Raw genomic sequence first — 15,782 nt, forward strand, 5'->3', positions numbered from 1 at the left:
CAGAGCTATGACAGATGAAGCTTTGCAGCCGGCGTTGGCAGACTTTGAAGGTTTCCTCGCAGGGGAACGCGCCCCGGCGCTGGTCGCGGCCTCGCTCGTGACCGTTTTGCAGTCGGATATTCGAACGGTCAGTTGGGTCGTTCTCAACTGGGTTTCCAAAGTCGTCCAGCGCCGACCGGATGTCAACCCGCTCGATATCGTCATGGCGGCGCGCGCCAAAGTGTTTGACATTTTTTTCTACCGCGTCGTGCGCTTCAACGAGGTGTATCGGTTCTTCCCAAGCTTTGAAAAGCATCTGGTTGAACTTTGCCCGCCCGCCTACCGGCCGCATCTTGAGGCGCTTCTAGCGCAGCATCCGTGGGAACAACTGCGACCCATCGGCGATGTGCGGGAACGGGTGATGTACGCGCTCGAAAAGCGGATTGAAGTACCGGTCCAGGAAGATCAGTTCAACGAAAACATCTACCGTAACGCAACGCACAATCTTCTGTCCGCTGACCGGCGGTTCGAGTTCGCTGACGAGCAGACCAGCGCCGACGTACGTTCGTATCAGGAAAAGGTCAGCGGGATTGTCGGAGAGTTTGTCGGGCTGGTGACGGACAAGCGCGTCCGGCAGGAAATCATCGCCGCCAACGAAGCCGATAAGGACGCCGAATACGAAAACAAACGACGCTTCAACCTTGAAGAGTACCTCGCGCAGTCGGTGGATTTGGCGGTGGCTTTTTTCAACGACGACTTCCTGCCCCAGTCCTGCCAGATGATGGATTTGGTGGAGCAACTCGCCAAAGCGCGCGGCTTTTCCATCGAAAAAAGCCAGCGACTGCAAAGCAAGGCGAGTCTCTTCAGTGGACGCAAGATTGACGAGTACGGCGCGACGAAACTTTCCCGATTGCTGATGGGCGACATCCTGAGCCGCTTTACCGCGTGGCGGCCCGAGACGTTGTTTCAGCAGCTTTTTGATGAGCCGGAGCGCCGTAAAAGGCGGGTCCTGCTTAGTGTGCTGGAAGCCAACGGGGAACGCATCTATCCGGCGCTGTTGCAGCAGCTTGAATACTGTACGCCGGAGACGCCGTGGTACTACGTCCGCAACCTGATTTTCCTCCTCGGCCGCATTGTGTCGCCGAAGCCGATTGAGCGCGCCCGCGCTGTTACGCTCGTCGGTCAACACCTGCAAGTGCGCGGCGTCCGGCAGGTCAACCTGCAAAGCATCTCGACGCTCAGCTTCATTGGCGGCGAGGCGGCGAGCGAGTGCCTCCGGGCCAAGTTGGCCGAGTTCAAGCGCCACGACGACCCGGTCTCACGTGATCTGGCCGACAAAATCGCCATGGCGCTCGTCGCACTCGACGATCCGCAGGCGATGGAAGCCTCGCTCGACCATGCCCTCAAACACTGGAGCGAGGAGTACGTTGAACGTTTCGCCCAAACTATCCTTTCGCCGCCCACTATCGCCTTTCTGACCGGACGAGTACGGACGGAACTTGCTAAGCTCAAGCGTTCGTTCGCGTTTTTGGGCAATGCGGACGGCGCCGCCAAGATTCTGCGGTGCTTAGCCTATCAGTACACCGATGAAGTCAAGGCGTTATGTCAGGAGATTGTCGCGTCGCTGACGCCGCGCAACGCGCTGCATGTCGCCGCCCGTCAACTGCTGGACACAGCGACGCCGGCGCCGCCGCCCTTAGCTGTAGATCGCAGCCTCAATCGGTTACTGGTGCAAAAAAACCTGCCGGAGGCGTTTGTTTACGCTTGGGAAGCTGGTTTGACCGGTCACTTTCATGTCACGCTGACGGACAACACCGAGTGCCGTGTAGATATGTCCATGGGCAATGTCACCCACGCCTCGGTGCCGGCGTTCTTTCTCGAAGCCGACAACGCCTTCTACTGGCTTTTTATGCTCGACCCGCGTGAGGTCGCGCTAGCCTACTTCGACACCAAAACGCCGCCGGCCCCGCGCAACATTACGTTGGACACCACCCTGCTGCTGCACGAGGCCCTGTTGCAGCGCAGCGAGCTGAAGCAGATCGCTAATACGGCCGTCAAGCCTGACTCCTCCTTCACCCGGCGCTCGGTCAACCCGCTGTTGCTGCATTTCAAGGACAGCCCCGACCCGAAACTGTGCCGCATTGTCTGGGACGCGCTAGCCGAGCCGGCCAACATTGAAACCCTCCAGCAACGCACGCGGCTGGGCAAGTACGACCTCTACAAGCAACTTTTTTACCTCATCCGCCAGAACTTCGTCGCCGTAGACGCCTTGCGCGTCGGCAGCGACGCCGCCGCGTTGTCGGATGGCCTCAAGATGTTGGATGAAAACCTGAAACGCATTCGGCGCAAGCCGCTGTTGTTTGCGCCCTATAAAGCGGCGGCTGAAATCTGTACGGAAACGGCACGCGCCACCTCGGACGAAGCGCTTCAGATCACGTTTACGACACTGGGCGCGTATCTCAAGGCGGCCTACGACGAACGCCGGTTTCTTGTCGCCGCGATGGTGGACGCCTGCGAGCGCGCGCTGGAACTGGTTCACCAGTACCTCAAAACCAAACAGCCGAGCGATAAAAAAGCACTGCTCGACTACATGGGTTTTGCCTTCCAGATTGCCGCCGATGTCACGCCCGTCGCACCATCGGCGGCCGTTGAAACCTCGACGCTTCAGAAGCTCGAAAACATTCAGCTCATCAACGACGCCTTTGACGACGCGGCGGAAGCCCTCTTTGACGACGCCGCGGTGGACGACCTTTTTGACAATCTGGACGCTGTACTCACCAGCCGAGGCCTTGGCGGCGGCGGGAGCGCGACGCTTGATTCCGGCCTGACTGAATACGAAGAGGCGATGCTAATGGAACTGTACGACAACATCGCCGTCGCCTACGTCAAACCGCTCAAGGACTTCATGCGGGAAATCCAACTCAATCAGAAGATCAAGCGGCGTACATCGCTTGAATGGATTGAAATGGTCGAGCCGTCGGTCAACCTGCTGTACGGTTCGGCCGAAAAGATGGGCTACAGGAAAATCTGCACCGCACTGCAAGAGATGCGGCAGGCACTTCAGTCGCAAAAGGGCGTGCCCGACCAGGCCTATTTCACGGAGACAGCGCTTCAGCACATTCAGTCCGCCTACGAGCGACTCGCCCAGTTGCTTCCCAAAACCTTCGCGCTGGATTTGTCGGAATCCGACCTCAACAGCAAGAAGGAGGTGCTCATTGTCAAGTTCATTCTCAAGCAGATTCCCGAAATCAATGAAAAGCTCATGAACCGCATCATCCTGGCCGGGCTTTCGACCTTCGACAAGTTCATGCACAGCTCGCCGGAGGAAATCGCCGCCGTGACGGGCCTCTCCAAACGACAGGGCGAGGATGTGTTCATGAAGTTCTACCAGTACCGGCACATTTACTACCGGCATCAGGAGGAAGCCTACCGCGACCGCTTCTACAACATGTTCGATGTCAAGCTGAGCCTGCTGCGCGAGTTGCACATGGAGATCGAAGCTCTGACGGAGGAGTACCGGCGCACCAAAAAGCCTGACCTCGAAGCCCGCATTGAAAGCCTCAAGCAGGATCGGCAGCGGATGCTGTGGGGGCTGTTCATCCTGCTCTGTATCAAGGAGGAATACGACCTGATTGAGTCCATCCAGCAGTCCATTTACGATGTCCGCATCCGCAAGCTTGAGGAGTATCTCGCCAAGCTGGCGAAAGCCGCCTGAGCCGCCCATTCTTTCCGGGCCGCCGCCGGCAGGTTAGTTGACGGGTGAAAGCCGTGTCGGATCGTCTTCTGATTGCGCTCGGTACGTCCAGCCAAGTGCCGACGCGCGAACGTAACCACAACGGCTACTTTGTCCGCTGGGACGACGCTGGTTTGCTGTTCGATCCGGGCGAGGGCACGCAGCGGCAAATGACGCACTTCGGCGTCGCCGCCGCCGACATCACGGCGATTTTCCTCACGCATCTACACGGCGATCACTGTCTGGGGCTGCCGGGCGTTATTCAGCGGCTCTCGCTCGACGGCGTAACGCATCCGGTGGATTTGTACTACCCGGCTTCCGGGGCGGAGTATGTCCGTCGGCTGCGGCGGGCTTCGATTTTCACGGAAACGGCCGTCATCCGGGAGCATCCCATCACCACGCCCGGTGTCATCTACGAAACGGCGCGGTTTCGAATTGAAGCGCACCCACTTGACCACACGGTGGAAAGTTGGGGTTACCGTCTGGTTGAACCCGACACGCTGACGCTGCTGCCGGAAAAGCTGGCGGCGTTAGGCCTGCAGGGGCCAGCTGTGGGCCGGCTCAAGCGGCAGGGCTTTTTTGATCTCCCCAACGGCCGGCGCATTGCGGCCGCCGAAGTCGGGCGACCCAAACGCGGCGGCTCGTTCGCCTTCGTTATGGACAGCCGTCCTTGCGCCGGTGCGCTACGGTTGGCCGACCACGTGGACACCCTGCTGTGCGAAGCGACCTTTCTAGAGAGTGAAATTGCAGAAGCCGACCGCTATGGCCATATGACGGCGCGGCAGGCGGCGACCGTCGCGCGCGAGGCCGGGGCGAGGCTGCTTGTCCTGACGCACTTTTCACGGCGCTACCGGCAAACGCAGCCCTTCATTCAAGAAGCCGCCGCCGTTCATCCTAATGTCATCGCGCTGACGGATGGGATGACGGTGTCGCTGCGGACGACGGCGCGCGCGCTTGAGCGGGCGGGCAACGCGCCGACGGATTGACCAGTCCTCCGGTATCGTTTACAGAATTTCCGTTTTATTGGACTCTCATGCGCTTTCATCCTTTGAACTCTGGGAGGTGAGCAGCCGTGGAAACCGTCATGGCTTTGCCGCGCATCAACGACCCGGCGCCGGACTTTGAAGCCAAGTCCACCCAGGGCGTTATTCGGCTGTCGGACTATAAAGGCAAGTGGGTGGTGCTGTTTTCGCACCCGGCAGACTTTACGCCCGTCTGTACGACGGAATTCGTTGCCTTCGCCGAGCGCGCCAAGGCGTTTGCCGAGCGCAACGCGCAGCTCATTGGGCTGTCGGTGGATTCCGTCCCGGCGCACATCGCCTGGCTGCGCAACATCGAGCAGCACTTTGGCGTCAAGATTGATTTTCCGGTCATCGCCGACCTCGATATGAAGGTCTCCCAGAAGTACGGGCTGATTCATCCGGGCGCTTCCGAGACGGCGACCGTCCGTGCTGTGTTCATCATTGACGACAAGGGCATTGTGCGGGCACTGATTTATTACCCGATGAATCTGGGACGGAACATTGACGAAATCCTGCGGGCGCTAGAGGCGCTGCAAACGGCCGACGCCAACGCCTGCTCAATGCCGGCCAACTGGAAGCCGGGCGAGAAGGTCGTCGTTCCGCCGCCGCAGACGCTCGCCGACGCCGCCGCACGCGCGCAGTCAAGTGAGTACGAAGTGGTGGACTGGTACTTAGCCAAAAAGGCCATCTAAGCCGCCATGCAGGAGCGCGCCCTCACCTTGCCCGCCGCCATTGGGAACACGCCGCTGTTTCGGCTTCAGCGCGTGACGGCGGGCGTCGTCCCAGAAGGCGTTGAGGTGTACGCCAAGGGCGAACATCTCAATCCCGGCGGCTCGGTCAAGGATCGGGCGGCGTTGAGCATGATTCGCGCTGGCGAGCGCAGCGGCGCATTGACGCCCGGCAAGACGATTCTCGACGCAACGAGCGGCAACACGGGGATCGCCTATGCGATGTTGGGCGCGGCGCTGGGCTACCGTGTGACGCTGTGCCTACCAAAAAACGCCAGCCTGGAGCGCAAAAAAATGCTGCGCATCTACGGCGCGGACATTATTGAGACCAATCCACTCGAAGCCACCGACGGAGCGCAGCGGCTGGCGAAACAGCTCGCCGCCGAGCACCCGGACAAGTATTTCTATCCTGACCAGTACAACAACGACGCCAACTGGCGGGCGCACTACCTGACGACGGCGAATGAGATTTGGGCGCAAACTGACGGGCGCGTCACGCACTTTGTCGCCGGACTAGGCACGTCAGGGACGTTCATCGGCACGTCGCGCCGTCTGAAGGAACTCAATCCGCACATTCGGTGCATTTCAATGCAACCTGACTCGCCACTGCATGGGCTGGAAGGGATGAAGCACATGGCGACGGCGCTTGTGCCGGGCATTTACGATCCGACCGTCGCCGACGCCAACGTGGAAGTGAGTACGGAAGCAGCGCAGGCGATGATGCGGCGACTAGCACGTGAGGAAGGGCTGTTTGTCGGGGTCAGTGCTGGGGCGAACGTTGTGGCGGCGCTGAATGTGGCGCGGACGCTTCCGCCCGGCTCGGTCGTCGTGACGGTACTCTGCGACGCCGGGACGCGCTACATGAGCGAAGACATCTGGGGCGAGGCGCAGACGAGGTGACGGTATGCTGGCGCTGACCGACGAACAGGCGGCCGCGATTCGCGCGCACGGCGAAGCCGATTATCCGTACGAGTGTTGTGGGCTGCTGCTGGGCGTTTTTGAGGACGATGGGCGCAAGACGACGCGCGAGGTGTTCCCGATTTCCAACGCCCGCGAGGAAAGCGCCAAGCGTAATCGGTTTTTGATCACGCCGTCGGAGCTGATGCGCGGCGAACGCTACGCCCGGAGCAAGGGGCTTGACGTGATTGGCTTTTATCACTCGCACCCCGACCACCCGGCTGTTCCGTCCAGTTATGATTTGGAGCATGCCCTGCCGGTCTATTCGTACATCATTGTCTCCGTGATACAGGGGCGGGCAGGCGAGCTGTTAGCGTGGGAAATGGAGGCGGATCGCAGTCGGTTCAACCCTGAACTTCTGGTGAAAGGAGAGGAGAACGCATGCCGGTAACGATACTTATCCCGACCGCGCTGCGCAGCTTTGCCGGCGGCAAGGCGGAAATCGAGGTGACGGCGGCGACCGCCGGCGAGGCCCTGGCGGCGCTTGGCGCGGCGCATCCCGAACTCAAAAGGCATCTGTTCGATGACGGCGGCGCGGTGCGCAGCTTCGTCAACGTCTACGTCGGCGACGAGGACATCCGCGCGTTGCAGGGGCTGGACACGCCGCTCCGCGACGGCGAAACCGTCATGATTGTGCCTTCGATTGCCGGCGGCGCGGCCGACGGTGACGCTGCCGCGCGTCCGCTGCCCGAACTGACGCAGGAAGAATACACGCGCTATGGGCGGCATCTCATCCTGCCGGAGGTCGGACTAGAAGGGCAGCGCAAGCTCAAGCAGGCGCGCGTTCTGATGGTGGGGACGGGAGGGCTGGGCGCGCCGCTGGGGATGTATCTGGCGGCGGCCGGCGTCGGGACGCTCGGCATTGTGGATTTCGACGTGGTGGACGCCTCCAACCTTCAGCGCCAGATCATCCACGGTACGAAGGACATCGGCCGGCCCAAGGTCGCTTCGGCGCGTGACCGGCTGCACGACATCAACCCCAACGTCCATCTGGAGATTCACGAAACGCGCCTGACGAGCCGCAACGCACTGGAAATCATTCGTGAGTATGACATTGTGGTGGACGGGACGGACAACTTCCCAACGCGCTACTTGGTCAACGACGCCTGCGTTCTGCTCAAGAAGCCAAATGTCTACGGCTCGATTTTCCGTTTTGAGGGGCAGGCAAGCGTGTTTTGGGGCGAGCGGGGGCCGTGCTACCGGTGCCTGTATCCCGAACCGCCGCCGCCGGGACTTGTGCCATCCTGCGCCGAAGGCGGCGTGCTGGGCGTGTTGCCGGGGATTGTCGGGGCGATTCAAGCCAACGAAACTATCAAGCTGATCCTAGGCGCAGGGGAGACGCTGATTGGGCGACTGCTGCTGTTTGACGCTTGGCGGATGAAGTTCCGCGAACTCAAGCTGCGCAAAAATCCGCAGTGCGCGTTGTGCGGCGATCACCCGAAAATCACTGAACTCATTGATTACGAGCAATTTTGTGGACTCAAGCCGCCAACCTCTACGGAGAAATCGGCTATGGAAGAAATCACCGCCGTCGAACTCAAGCGCCGTCTAGACTTGGGTGAAGACTTGCAGATTATTGACGTACGCGAGCCACACGAGTACGAGATTGCGCGCCTGCCCAACACGAAGCTCATTCCGCTGGGGCAAATCGTTGAGCGAATGGGTGAAATTGACCCGACGCGCACGACAATCGTGCACTGCAAAGTGGGCGGGCGCAGCGCGCGCGCCATCGAAGCTCTACAGAAAGCCGGATTCACGGGTAAACTCATCAATCTGGCCGGCGGCATCACTGCTTGGTCAAACGACGTGGATCCGAGTGTCCCGAAGTACTGACCAACTCTCCCCTGCCTCTAACGCTTGACGCCGCCTGCCCCAGCGCCTTACTGGGGAGGCGGCGCTGACACACCGTAGTGGAGCGCCTGCATCGTCGGTGGAGCATCGCCGTTCTCCGTTACGCGCCGAGACGAGAGTCCATTCACTGAGCAGTTGCAGCGTGCGTTGGACGGCAAGCTGCATCGGGTTGCGGATAAGCCCTACCGACGCCTGTCCTGTGCGACACCGAGCCGGCGCGCAAACACTGTTTGACAAGCGCATCATGGGACTCCATCGCCGTCGTCGCCGCCCGTAGACGTCACTTGGGCGTCAAGTAAATCGGCCTGACGGATTTTTGGTAGATAACGGCCGCCCTCGGTTGTCGCCAGCCATCGCACGAGGCCCTCGCGTACAGCTACCCGTAAATCAAAAAGCTTCCCCGGATCATCAGCCGACATCGTGGCCCGAATAACAATGGCGCGCTCATTGACCTCTTGGACAATCAACCGACACACCTGCCCGTTCCAGTTCGGATCGGCCTCGCACAGCCGTTGCAGTTCAGCCCGCATGGCGTCCATTGGCACGCTGAAATCCGCCTGCACCAGCACCTGACCGATGAGTTCCGGCGTGTAGCGCGTCCAGTTCTGAAAAGGCCGTTCCAGAAAGTACGACACCGGTAAGATGAGCTGCCGCTTGTCCCAAATGCGGACGACGACGAAGGTGAAGGTCAGTTCTTCAATCTGACCGTACTCGTTTTCGACAATGACCGTATCGCCGACGCGAATCGGTTGCGTAATGGCGATCTGGATACCGGCGACAAAGTTGCCGATGGTTTTCTGAGCAGCGATGCCGACGACAACGCCCACAATCCCGGCCGACGCCAGCAGCGAGACGCCGATGGTGCGCACCACTTGAAACTGCATCAAAAACAACGCCGCCCCAACGACGACGATAGCGATTTGGACAAGCCGCTGCAGAATAGCGATGCGCGTCGCCGCCGACCGGCGGCGTTGTTCATCCATGCCGTTAGCGTCCAAGCGTTGCAGGGAGAAGTCAGCGACGACAGCCGTCAACTCAAAGCCGAACCAGAGGGCGGCCAGCGTCAAAGCGACGCCAAAGCCTGCTTCAAGGCGGTTTTGGACGTTTCTTGGCAGTTCAGCTAAATCCGCGCCGACTGGCAGCAGCAACAGCCAGAGAAAGACTCGTACAGGATGGCGCAGCGCAGTGTAGGGCGGCTCAAAGTCGGCGGAAACCCGGCGAACGAGCGCCCGGATGCCGCGCGTTACGAGCAGAACCAATAGCCAAGCAACAACCGCCCAACCCGCCGCCGCCAGCAGCTCGACGTAGTTGGTCTCAAGAAAGCGTGTGAAGCGCGTCCAGAGGGGAGTCGCTCCAGCCGCGTACCAAACGAAGCTCGTCTTCATCGGCGACTAGGCGACGGCCTCAGCAACCGCCGGCGCTTCCAGTCGGCGGTACGCCGCATTGCGCTTGCACGGAATAAAACCAGCTTCTCGGATGATGCGGACCAACTGCGCTTCGTCGGCGCGGTACTTAGCCCCAGCCGCCGAGACGACATTTTCTTCAATCATAATGCTGCCCATATCGTTGGCACCGCCGCGCAGCGCGCGTCGCGCAACCTCAAACCCCTGCGTCAACCAGGACACTTGCAGGTTGGGGATGTTGCGCAGATAGAGCCGCGCCGCCGCAAACCACCGCAAATACACCTCCGGGGCGACGCGTTCTGGAAAGAGCTTGCCAATGGGAACGGAGTCCGGTTGCAGCGTCCACGGAATAAACGCGATAAAACCTCCTGTCCGCGCTTGCAACTCGTAGATTTTGCGTAGGTGCTCCAGACGGTGCAGGTCGGTTTCGCCCATGCCGTACATCATCGTAGCCGTCGTCGGGATGCCCAACTCATGGGCTGTTTCCATAATCGAGAGCCATTCCGCGCTAGTGCATTCCGTCCGGCGGCGCATGCGGATTTCATCCACCAGAATCTCGCCACCGCCGCCCGGAATCGAATCCAGCCCGGCCGCACGTAGACGCTCAAGCACGACGCGGATGGGAAGCTGGTTGACGCGCGCGAAGTTCAGGATTTCCGGCGGCGAGAAGCAGTGCAAGTGAATCCGATAGCGGGCTTTGAGCTGTCGGAGTAGCTCTTCGTACCATTCGAGTTTGAGATCGGGGTGCAGCCCGCCCTGCATCAGGATGCCGCTGCCGCCGAGCGCCAGCGTTTCTTCAACCTTGCGAAAGAGCGTTTCGTAGTCGTGAACGTAGCCTTCCGGGTCGCCGGGCTTCCGGTAGAAAGCGCAAAACGTACATACAGACGTGCATATGTTGGAATAGTTCACATTCCGGTCAATGACATAAGTCACGACGTTGTCAGGATGCCAGTCCGCCCGCAGGCGATCCGCCCAGAACAGCAGTTCATCCAGCGGCGCGTGATGAATCACGTCAAGCCATTCCTCAGCCGGTGGGCGTTCGCCTTGGTAGAGGCGTTCAAGTCGGGTGGAAAAATCAGCCATGGCGTTACACAACCAACCAGGTTCAGCCGCATACGCTTGACGGGCGGGATGGAAGCTACACGGCGCGGCGCGTCCGGCGCAACGCGACTTGGGACGGCGACACCCGGCGGCGAATAAGCGACAAATTGCTCACCGTCGGGTCCGTGCGCTAGAGTACGCTCCGTACAACCTTAACATTTCCACCGCGCAAACCGGACGCCGCCCGCTTTGTGCAGACAGGCTGGGGCTGGATGGCTGACCGCTTCGACATCGTGATTATCGGGGCCGGCTCTGGCGGACTCACCGCCGCCGGATTCGCCGCCCAACTTGGCGCGAAAGTCGCGTTGGTCGAGAAACACCGCATTGGCGGCGACTGTACGTGGACGGGCTGTGTGCCGAGCAAAGCCCTGCTCAAAGCCGCCAAAGTCGCCCATGAAGTCCGGCGGGCGCATCGTTACGGCATCGCTGTCGAACCGCCGTGCACCGACATGGCGCGCGTCCGAGCCTATGTGCAGAGCGCCATCAGCGAAGTCTATGCCCACGAAGCGCCTGATGTCCTGCGGCGCAACGGCATTGAGGTCGTGCTTGCGCCGGCGCGGTTTCTTGACGCCCAGACCATCGCCGCCGGCGACCGGACGCTGACCTCGAAGTACTTTCTCATCTGCACGGGCGCGCGTCCCATCCGACCGACGCTGGACGGCCTCGATGACACGCCGTTTATCACCTACGAAACCATTTTTGACCTCGACGAGTTGCCGAAGCGCATGGCGGTGGTCGGCGGCGGCCCCATCGGCTGCGAAATGGCGCAGGCGTTTCAGCGTCTTGGCGCACAGGTGACGCTGTTCGCCGAACGACTGCTGCCGAGAGACGAACCGGAAGTCGGCGCGGCTCTGCGCGCTGTCTTCGAGCGGGAAGGCATGCGGCTTATACCCGGCCGCGCCCGCGCCGTGCGGCGACGGGGAGAGGTCATTCACGTGGAAAGTGACGCCGGCTGCGCCGACGTGGAAACGCTCTTCATCGCCGCCGGACGGCGCCCGAACATTGCCGGTCTTGACCTCGACAAAGCGGGCGTTCAAGCGGACGCACGCGGCATTCCGGTGGACGCCAACCTGCGGACAAACGTCAAGCACATCTTTGCCGCCGGAGATGTACTGGGTGGCCATCAGTTTACGCACTTCGCTGGCTGGCAGGCGTTTCTGGCCGTACGCAATGCTTTGCTGCTGGGCGGGTCTGTGGGGTTTACCGACATTGTGCCGTGGGTGACGTTCACTGACCCCGAAGCGGCGCACGTTGGGATGACTGAAGCTGAAGCCCGCGCCAAACACGGCGCGGCGGTCAAGGCGCATCACTGGATGATGAAACGTACCGACCGCGCCGTTTGCGACGATGACACAGACGGTTTTCTGAAGGTGATTTCGCACAGCGACGGCACGCTGCTTGGCGCGACTATGGTGGCGCCGCGCGCCGGCGAAGCGATTACGGAATTCACGCTGGCGCTCAATCATCGTCTGAAGGTGACGGATATCGCGAGCGCCATTCACGCTTACCCAACCTATGCCACCGCCGTCCAGCAACTGGCGGCCGGCGTCGCCGTTGAAAACTTCCTCAGCGGGACGGCCGGCAAAGTCATTCAGAGCTTGTCGAAGATGATGCGCTAGCGCCTTTAGGCCGTCCGTCCGGCGGCTGTTGGGGGTCGAGCGCCAAACACGGTCAAAATATCGAAATCTAACTGCTTGGAGAATCACCAGCCATGAGCGAATCGGCAACCGTTCTTGAAGCCCCGCCCGCTGCGGCCGCGCCGCCGCTTCTACACCCCACCGAACCGCCGCGCAAAAAAGACGCAGACTATGTGTTTCTTGAACTCACGCGCAGCATTTGCCCGGAATGCACCAAGGTCGTGGACGCGCACATCATCGTCCGCGACAACAAGGTCTTCATGCGCAAACGCTGTGACTGTGAGCGGGCGAAGGGAAAGCTCTACGAATCGCTCGTTTACAGCGACGCCCAGGCGTACATCACGAATGTGCGCTACAACAAGCCCGGCACAATTCCACTGCACTACAACAGCGAGGTGGTCGAGGGTTGTCCGTATGATTGCGGATTATGTCCTGACCACCAGCAGCACACTTGTCTGGGCATCATCGAGGTCAACAGCGTGTGCAACATGGACTGCCCGCTGTGTTTTGCCGAAGCCGGCCCCGGCTTCAGCCTGACGCTTGAAGAGGTGCAATCCATCCTCGACGACTTCGTCCGCGCGGAGGGCCGTGCCGAAGTCGTACAGTTTTCCGGCGGCGAGCCGACGATTCACCCGCAGATTCTTGATTTCCTGCGCGAAGCGCAGAAGCGCCCCATCAACCTTGTTATGCTCAACACCAATGGTAAGCGCATTGCGCGGGACGATGCGTTTCTGGACGAGTTGGCCGAGATTCGGCCGGCGTTGTACTTCCAGTTTGACGGCTTTGATCGTGAGACCTACCGCATCATTCGGGGTGAACCGGACATTCTTGAGGAAAAACTTCGCGCGCTTGATCGGCTGGCGGCGAAGGGGCTGACGGCGGTGCTCGTCCCGGCGATTGAACGGGGCGTCAACGAGCACGAAGTGGGGGCTATTGTTAAGTTTGCAATGGAACACCCAGCGGTGCGCGGCGTGAACTTCCAGCCCGCCTTCCACGCCGGCCGCCACCTAGCGCACGACCCGCTCCAGCGGATAACGATTCCCGATATCCTGACGATGATTGAAACGCAGACCGAGGGTTTGTTCCGCAAGAGCGACTTCGTGCCTGTACCATGCTGCTTCCCAACCTGCAACGCCGTAACGTACGCCTTCGTGGAGAACGGGGCAGTGACGCCCCTGCCGCGCGTTGTCAATGTCTATGACTACTTGGACTACATCACGAACAAGGTCATGCCGGACTACAGCGCGGAAATCAAAATCGCGCTTGAGGGGCTATGGTCGTCGTCGGCCGCGCCGGGGACAGCGAAATCCGCCAGAGACCTTCAGATATCGTGTCAAGCCTGCGGTTTTGAGTCGCTCAGCGTTGGCGAAATCGCCGAAAAGATGAAAATGATCATGTTGCAGGACTTCATGGACCCCTACACCTTCAACCAGAAGAACCTCATGAAGTGCTGCAAGGAATTCTTGCTGCCGGGCGGCAAGCAGATTCCGTTCTGCGCCTACAACACTATCGGCTACCGTCAGCAAGCGCGCGAGCAACTGGAGGCCCTTGAATGGGAGCGCAAACTCGCTCGCAAGGAAGGTAAGCCGTTCCAGGTGCGACCCATTACTTTTTCCTTCAAGGAGCCACGTCCATGAGCGCCGCTATGGGAGAGGTAGCCGCCCCGGAAGCGGCCAATCAGGCGCAGGAAGTCAAATCGTGCTGCGCACAGTTTTATGAAAGCGATGTCGTGCGCTTTCTCTTCGGCGAGTCGTTTCATCCAGGGGGCCTGGCGCTCACAACGCGACTAGGTGAAATCCTTGGCCTGAAGCCCAGTATGCGACTGCTGGATGTCGCCGCCGGACGCGGAACCAGTGCGTTGCATCTGGCGGAGACATTCGGCTGCGAAGTCGTCGGGGTGGATTTCGGTGCAGAAAACGTCCGGCTGGCGACGGAGGCCGCCGCCGAGCGTGGGCTAGCGGAGCGTGTCCGGTTCGTGCAAGGCGACGCCGAGCGTTTGCCCTTTGACGACGCGAGTTTTGACGCCGTTGTGTGCGAGTGCGCCTACTGTACGTTTCCCGATAAGCCGCAGGCGGCGCGCGAGTTTTTCCGCGTTCTAAAGCCGGGCGGACAAGTGGGGTTGAGCGATTTGACGCGGCGGGGGCCGCTTGCGCCGGCGTTGGAAACGCTGTTGGCGTGGGTCGCCTGCATTGCCGACGCGCGACCGGTGGAAGACTATACGGCGCTGTTGGCGGCGGCGGGCTTTGCGCCGGGCGTCGTCGAGCCACATGACGCGGCGCTGGGCGAGATGGTCGCAAGCGTTCGCGCCAAGCTTCTTGGCGCGGAACTGATGGTCGCGTTGAAAAAACTCACCCTGCCGGACGTGGATTTTCCCAAAGCCAAGCAGGTCACGCAGAGCGCCGCCGACGCTGTTGCGCGCGGCGAACTTGGCTACGCCATCATCACGGCCGTCAAAGCGAAGTGACGGCGGCCGGCGACTGCGCGCGCCAGACGGTGATGTAGCCAAAAGCCGTCGGCAGTTCGGCGCAGACGGTGACGGCTTTTAGCCCGGCGGCGTGCATCAGGGCGGGGAGTTGACCCTGCACGTTGGCTTCAGTGGCGTCGAAGCCGTCAAAGAAGCGGATCGGCAGAAAGGCCAGCGCTTCTAACCACGTCCGGGGCGCGTCATAGTCGGCCGCAAGCAACACGCCGCCGGGCCGTAGGACGCGCCGGATTTCCGCGAGCGCCTGTCGCTTTTGCGGCGTGGTCAGGTGGTGGAGCATCAGCGAAGTCGTTACGGCGTCAAAGGCGTCGGCGGCGAAGGGCAAGCGCGTTGCGGAAGCGACCGTCAGCGCGAGGTTGGCGGCAGCGGCGGCGGCTTTGCGTTTGGCGATGGTTAGCACCGTCGGGTCGGCATCCACGCCGTAGAGTCGCGCTTGTGGCTGACGTGCATGCAAGCGCAGCAGCAGCGTCCCCGTACCGCAACCGACATCAAGAACCACTTGCCCTGCCTGAAGCGGCAACAAATCCGCCAACTGATCCTTGAGCGCGGCGTCGCGGACGGCGACCCGCGCCACAACATCAAACCACGGCGTCAGCGCTGAAAACGCCAGCGCTGGACGGAAACTGTCATCCGGCGCAACCGGCGCTGCAACGGGCGACGGATTGACAGACGACGGCTTAGCGGGCGCAGCGGCGGGCGGCATCGGTGTTTCCTCCCAGCCTTTGCCTTGCGCTTGGGGGCTCGGCGCGAGGGTACGTCATTGGACAAAAAAATGCGGTGGGAAAAACCACCGCGCAAGCAGAGAGGAGGAATGTACGCTACGCCACGAGCAACCGCAGCATCACCCGCCGGGCGTGCGGCACGCCGCTATTGCTCCCAAGCACATTAA

12 protein-coding genes are annotated in these 15,782 nt (G+C 61.0%); 9 read left to right on the plus strand and 3 right to left on the minus strand.

The features are described from left to right. Positions 1-7: 7 nt before the first annotated feature. The 6 genes from NZ585_07500 to moeB all read left to right on the plus strand — a co-directional run bounded on the left by NZ585_07500 (position 8) and on the right by moeB (position 8,252). A complete protein-coding gene (locus NZ585_07500) occupies positions 8-3,694 on the plus strand; it encodes a hypothetical protein (protein MCS7079881.1) in 3,687 nt (1,228 codons plus the stop codon). A 53-nt stretch (positions 3,695-3,747) separates the two neighbouring features. Beyond that, complete coding sequence (locus NZ585_07505; protein ID MCS7079882.1) at positions 3,748-4,698, plus strand: ribonuclease Z; 951 nt, start codon at positions 3,748-3,750, stop codon at positions 4,696-4,698. 86 nt (positions 4,699-4,784) lie between these two features. After that, positions 4,785-5,426, plus strand: coding sequence for a peroxiredoxin (locus NZ585_07510; protein ID MCS7079883.1), 642 nt, complete (start codon positions 4,785-4,787; stop codon positions 5,424-5,426). A gap of 6 nt (positions 5,427-5,432) precedes the next feature. Next, positions 5,433-6,362, plus strand: a complete 930-nt coding sequence (locus NZ585_07515; protein ID MCS7079884.1) for a cysteine synthase family protein — start codon at positions 5,433-5,435, stop codon at positions 6,360-6,362. 4 nt (positions 6,363-6,366) lie between these two features. Beyond that, complete coding sequence (locus tag NZ585_07520; protein MCS7079885.1) at positions 6,367-6,810, plus strand: M67 family metallopeptidase; 444 nt, start codon at positions 6,367-6,369, stop codon at positions 6,808-6,810. Further along, a complete protein-coding gene (moeB, locus tag NZ585_07525) occupies positions 6,801-8,252 on the plus strand; it encodes a molybdopterin-synthase adenylyltransferase MoeB (GenBank protein MCS7079886.1) in 1,452 nt (483 codons plus the stop codon). The genes NZ585_07520 and moeB overlap by 10 nt, the downstream gene beginning before the upstream one ends. 260 nt (positions 8,253-8,512) lie before the next feature. Here the strand turns inward: moeB and NZ585_07530 are convergent, their stop codons facing one another. After that, positions 8,513-9,655 carry a mechanosensitive ion channel family protein gene (locus tag NZ585_07530; protein ID MCS7079887.1) on the minus strand — a complete coding sequence of 381 codons (1,143 nt, stop codon included), beginning with the start codon at positions 9,653-9,655 and terminating at the stop codon, positions 8,513-8,515. Positions 9,656-9,661: 6 nt separating this feature from the next. After that, positions 9,662-10,756 (minus strand): dehypoxanthine futalosine cyclase, encoded by a 1,095-nt coding sequence (gene mqnC / locus NZ585_07535; protein MCS7079888.1) that lies wholly within the window; start codon positions 10,754-10,756, stop codon positions 9,662-9,664. 230 nt (positions 10,757-10,986) lie between these two features. Between mqnC and NZ585_07540 the strand changes: the two genes are divergently transcribed. From NZ585_07540 to NZ585_07550, 3 genes are all read left to right on the plus strand, one after another. Further along, the gene (locus NZ585_07540; GenBank protein MCS7079889.1) at positions 10,987-12,393 is read left to right on the plus strand and encodes an FAD-dependent oxidoreductase; all 1,407 of its coding nucleotides are present in this window, start codon (positions 10,987-10,989) and stop codon (positions 12,391-12,393) included. 92 nt (positions 12,394-12,485) lie between these two features. Continuing rightward, positions 12,486-14,048, plus strand: coding sequence for a radical SAM protein (locus NZ585_07545; GenBank protein MCS7079890.1), 1,563 nt, complete (start codon positions 12,486-12,488; stop codon positions 14,046-14,048). Continuing rightward, on the plus strand, positions 14,045-14,875 hold the full coding sequence (locus NZ585_07550; protein MCS7079891.1) for a methyltransferase domain-containing protein: 831 nt from the start codon (positions 14,045-14,047) through the stop codon (positions 14,873-14,875). Before NZ585_07545 ends, NZ585_07550 begins: the two co-directional genes overlap by 4 nt. Here the strand turns inward: NZ585_07550 and NZ585_07555 are convergent. Continuing rightward, on the minus strand, positions 14,862-15,596 hold the full coding sequence (locus tag NZ585_07555) for a class I SAM-dependent methyltransferase (protein MCS7079892.1): 735 nt from the start codon (positions 15,594-15,596) through the stop codon (positions 14,862-14,864). The two genes, NZ585_07550 and NZ585_07555, sit on opposite strands and share 14 nt — an antisense overlap. Between the last annotated feature and the right edge of the window lie 186 nt (positions 15,597-15,782).

The sequence above is a fragment of the Chloracidobacterium sp. genome, from assembly GCA_025057975.1.
Taxonomy (GTDB): Bacteria; Acidobacteriota; Blastocatellia; order Chloracidobacteriales; family Chloracidobacteriaceae; genus Chloracidobacterium.

Coding starts and splice junctions, on each gene's coding strand:
- NZ585_07530 (MCS7079887.1), bottom strand. CDS start 9,655: ATGAAGACGAGCTTCGTTTGGTACGCGGCTGGAGCGACTCCCCTCTGG.
- NZ585_07500 (MCS7079881.1), top strand. CDS start 8: ATGACAGATGAAGCTTTGCAGCCGGCGTTGGCAGACTTTGAAGGTTTC.
- mqnC (MCS7079888.1), bottom strand. CDS start 10,756: ATGGCTGATTTTTCCACCCGACTTGAACGCCTCTACCAAGGCGAACGC.
- NZ585_07520 (MCS7079885.1), top strand. CDS start 6,367: ATGCTGGCGCTGACCGACGAACAGGCGGCCGCGATTCGCGCGCACGGC.
- NZ585_07545 (MCS7079890.1), top strand. CDS start 12,486: ATGAGCGAATCGGCAACCGTTCTTGAAGCCCCGCCCGCTGCGGCCGCG.
- moeB (MCS7079886.1), top strand. CDS start 6,801: ATGCCGGTAACGATACTTATCCCGACCGCGCTGCGCAGCTTTGCCGGC.
- NZ585_07550 (MCS7079891.1), top strand. CDS start 14,045: ATGAGCGCCGCTATGGGAGAGGTAGCCGCCCCGGAAGCGGCCAATCAG.
- NZ585_07555 (MCS7079892.1), bottom strand. CDS start 15,596: ATGCCGCCCGCCGCTGCGCCCGCTAAGCCGTCGTCTGTCAATCCGTCG.
- NZ585_07515 (MCS7079884.1), top strand. CDS start 5,433: ATGCAGGAGCGCGCCCTCACCTTGCCCGCCGCCATTGGGAACACGCCG.
- NZ585_07540 (MCS7079889.1), top strand. CDS start 10,987: ATGGCTGACCGCTTCGACATCGTGATTATCGGGGCCGGCTCTGGCGGA.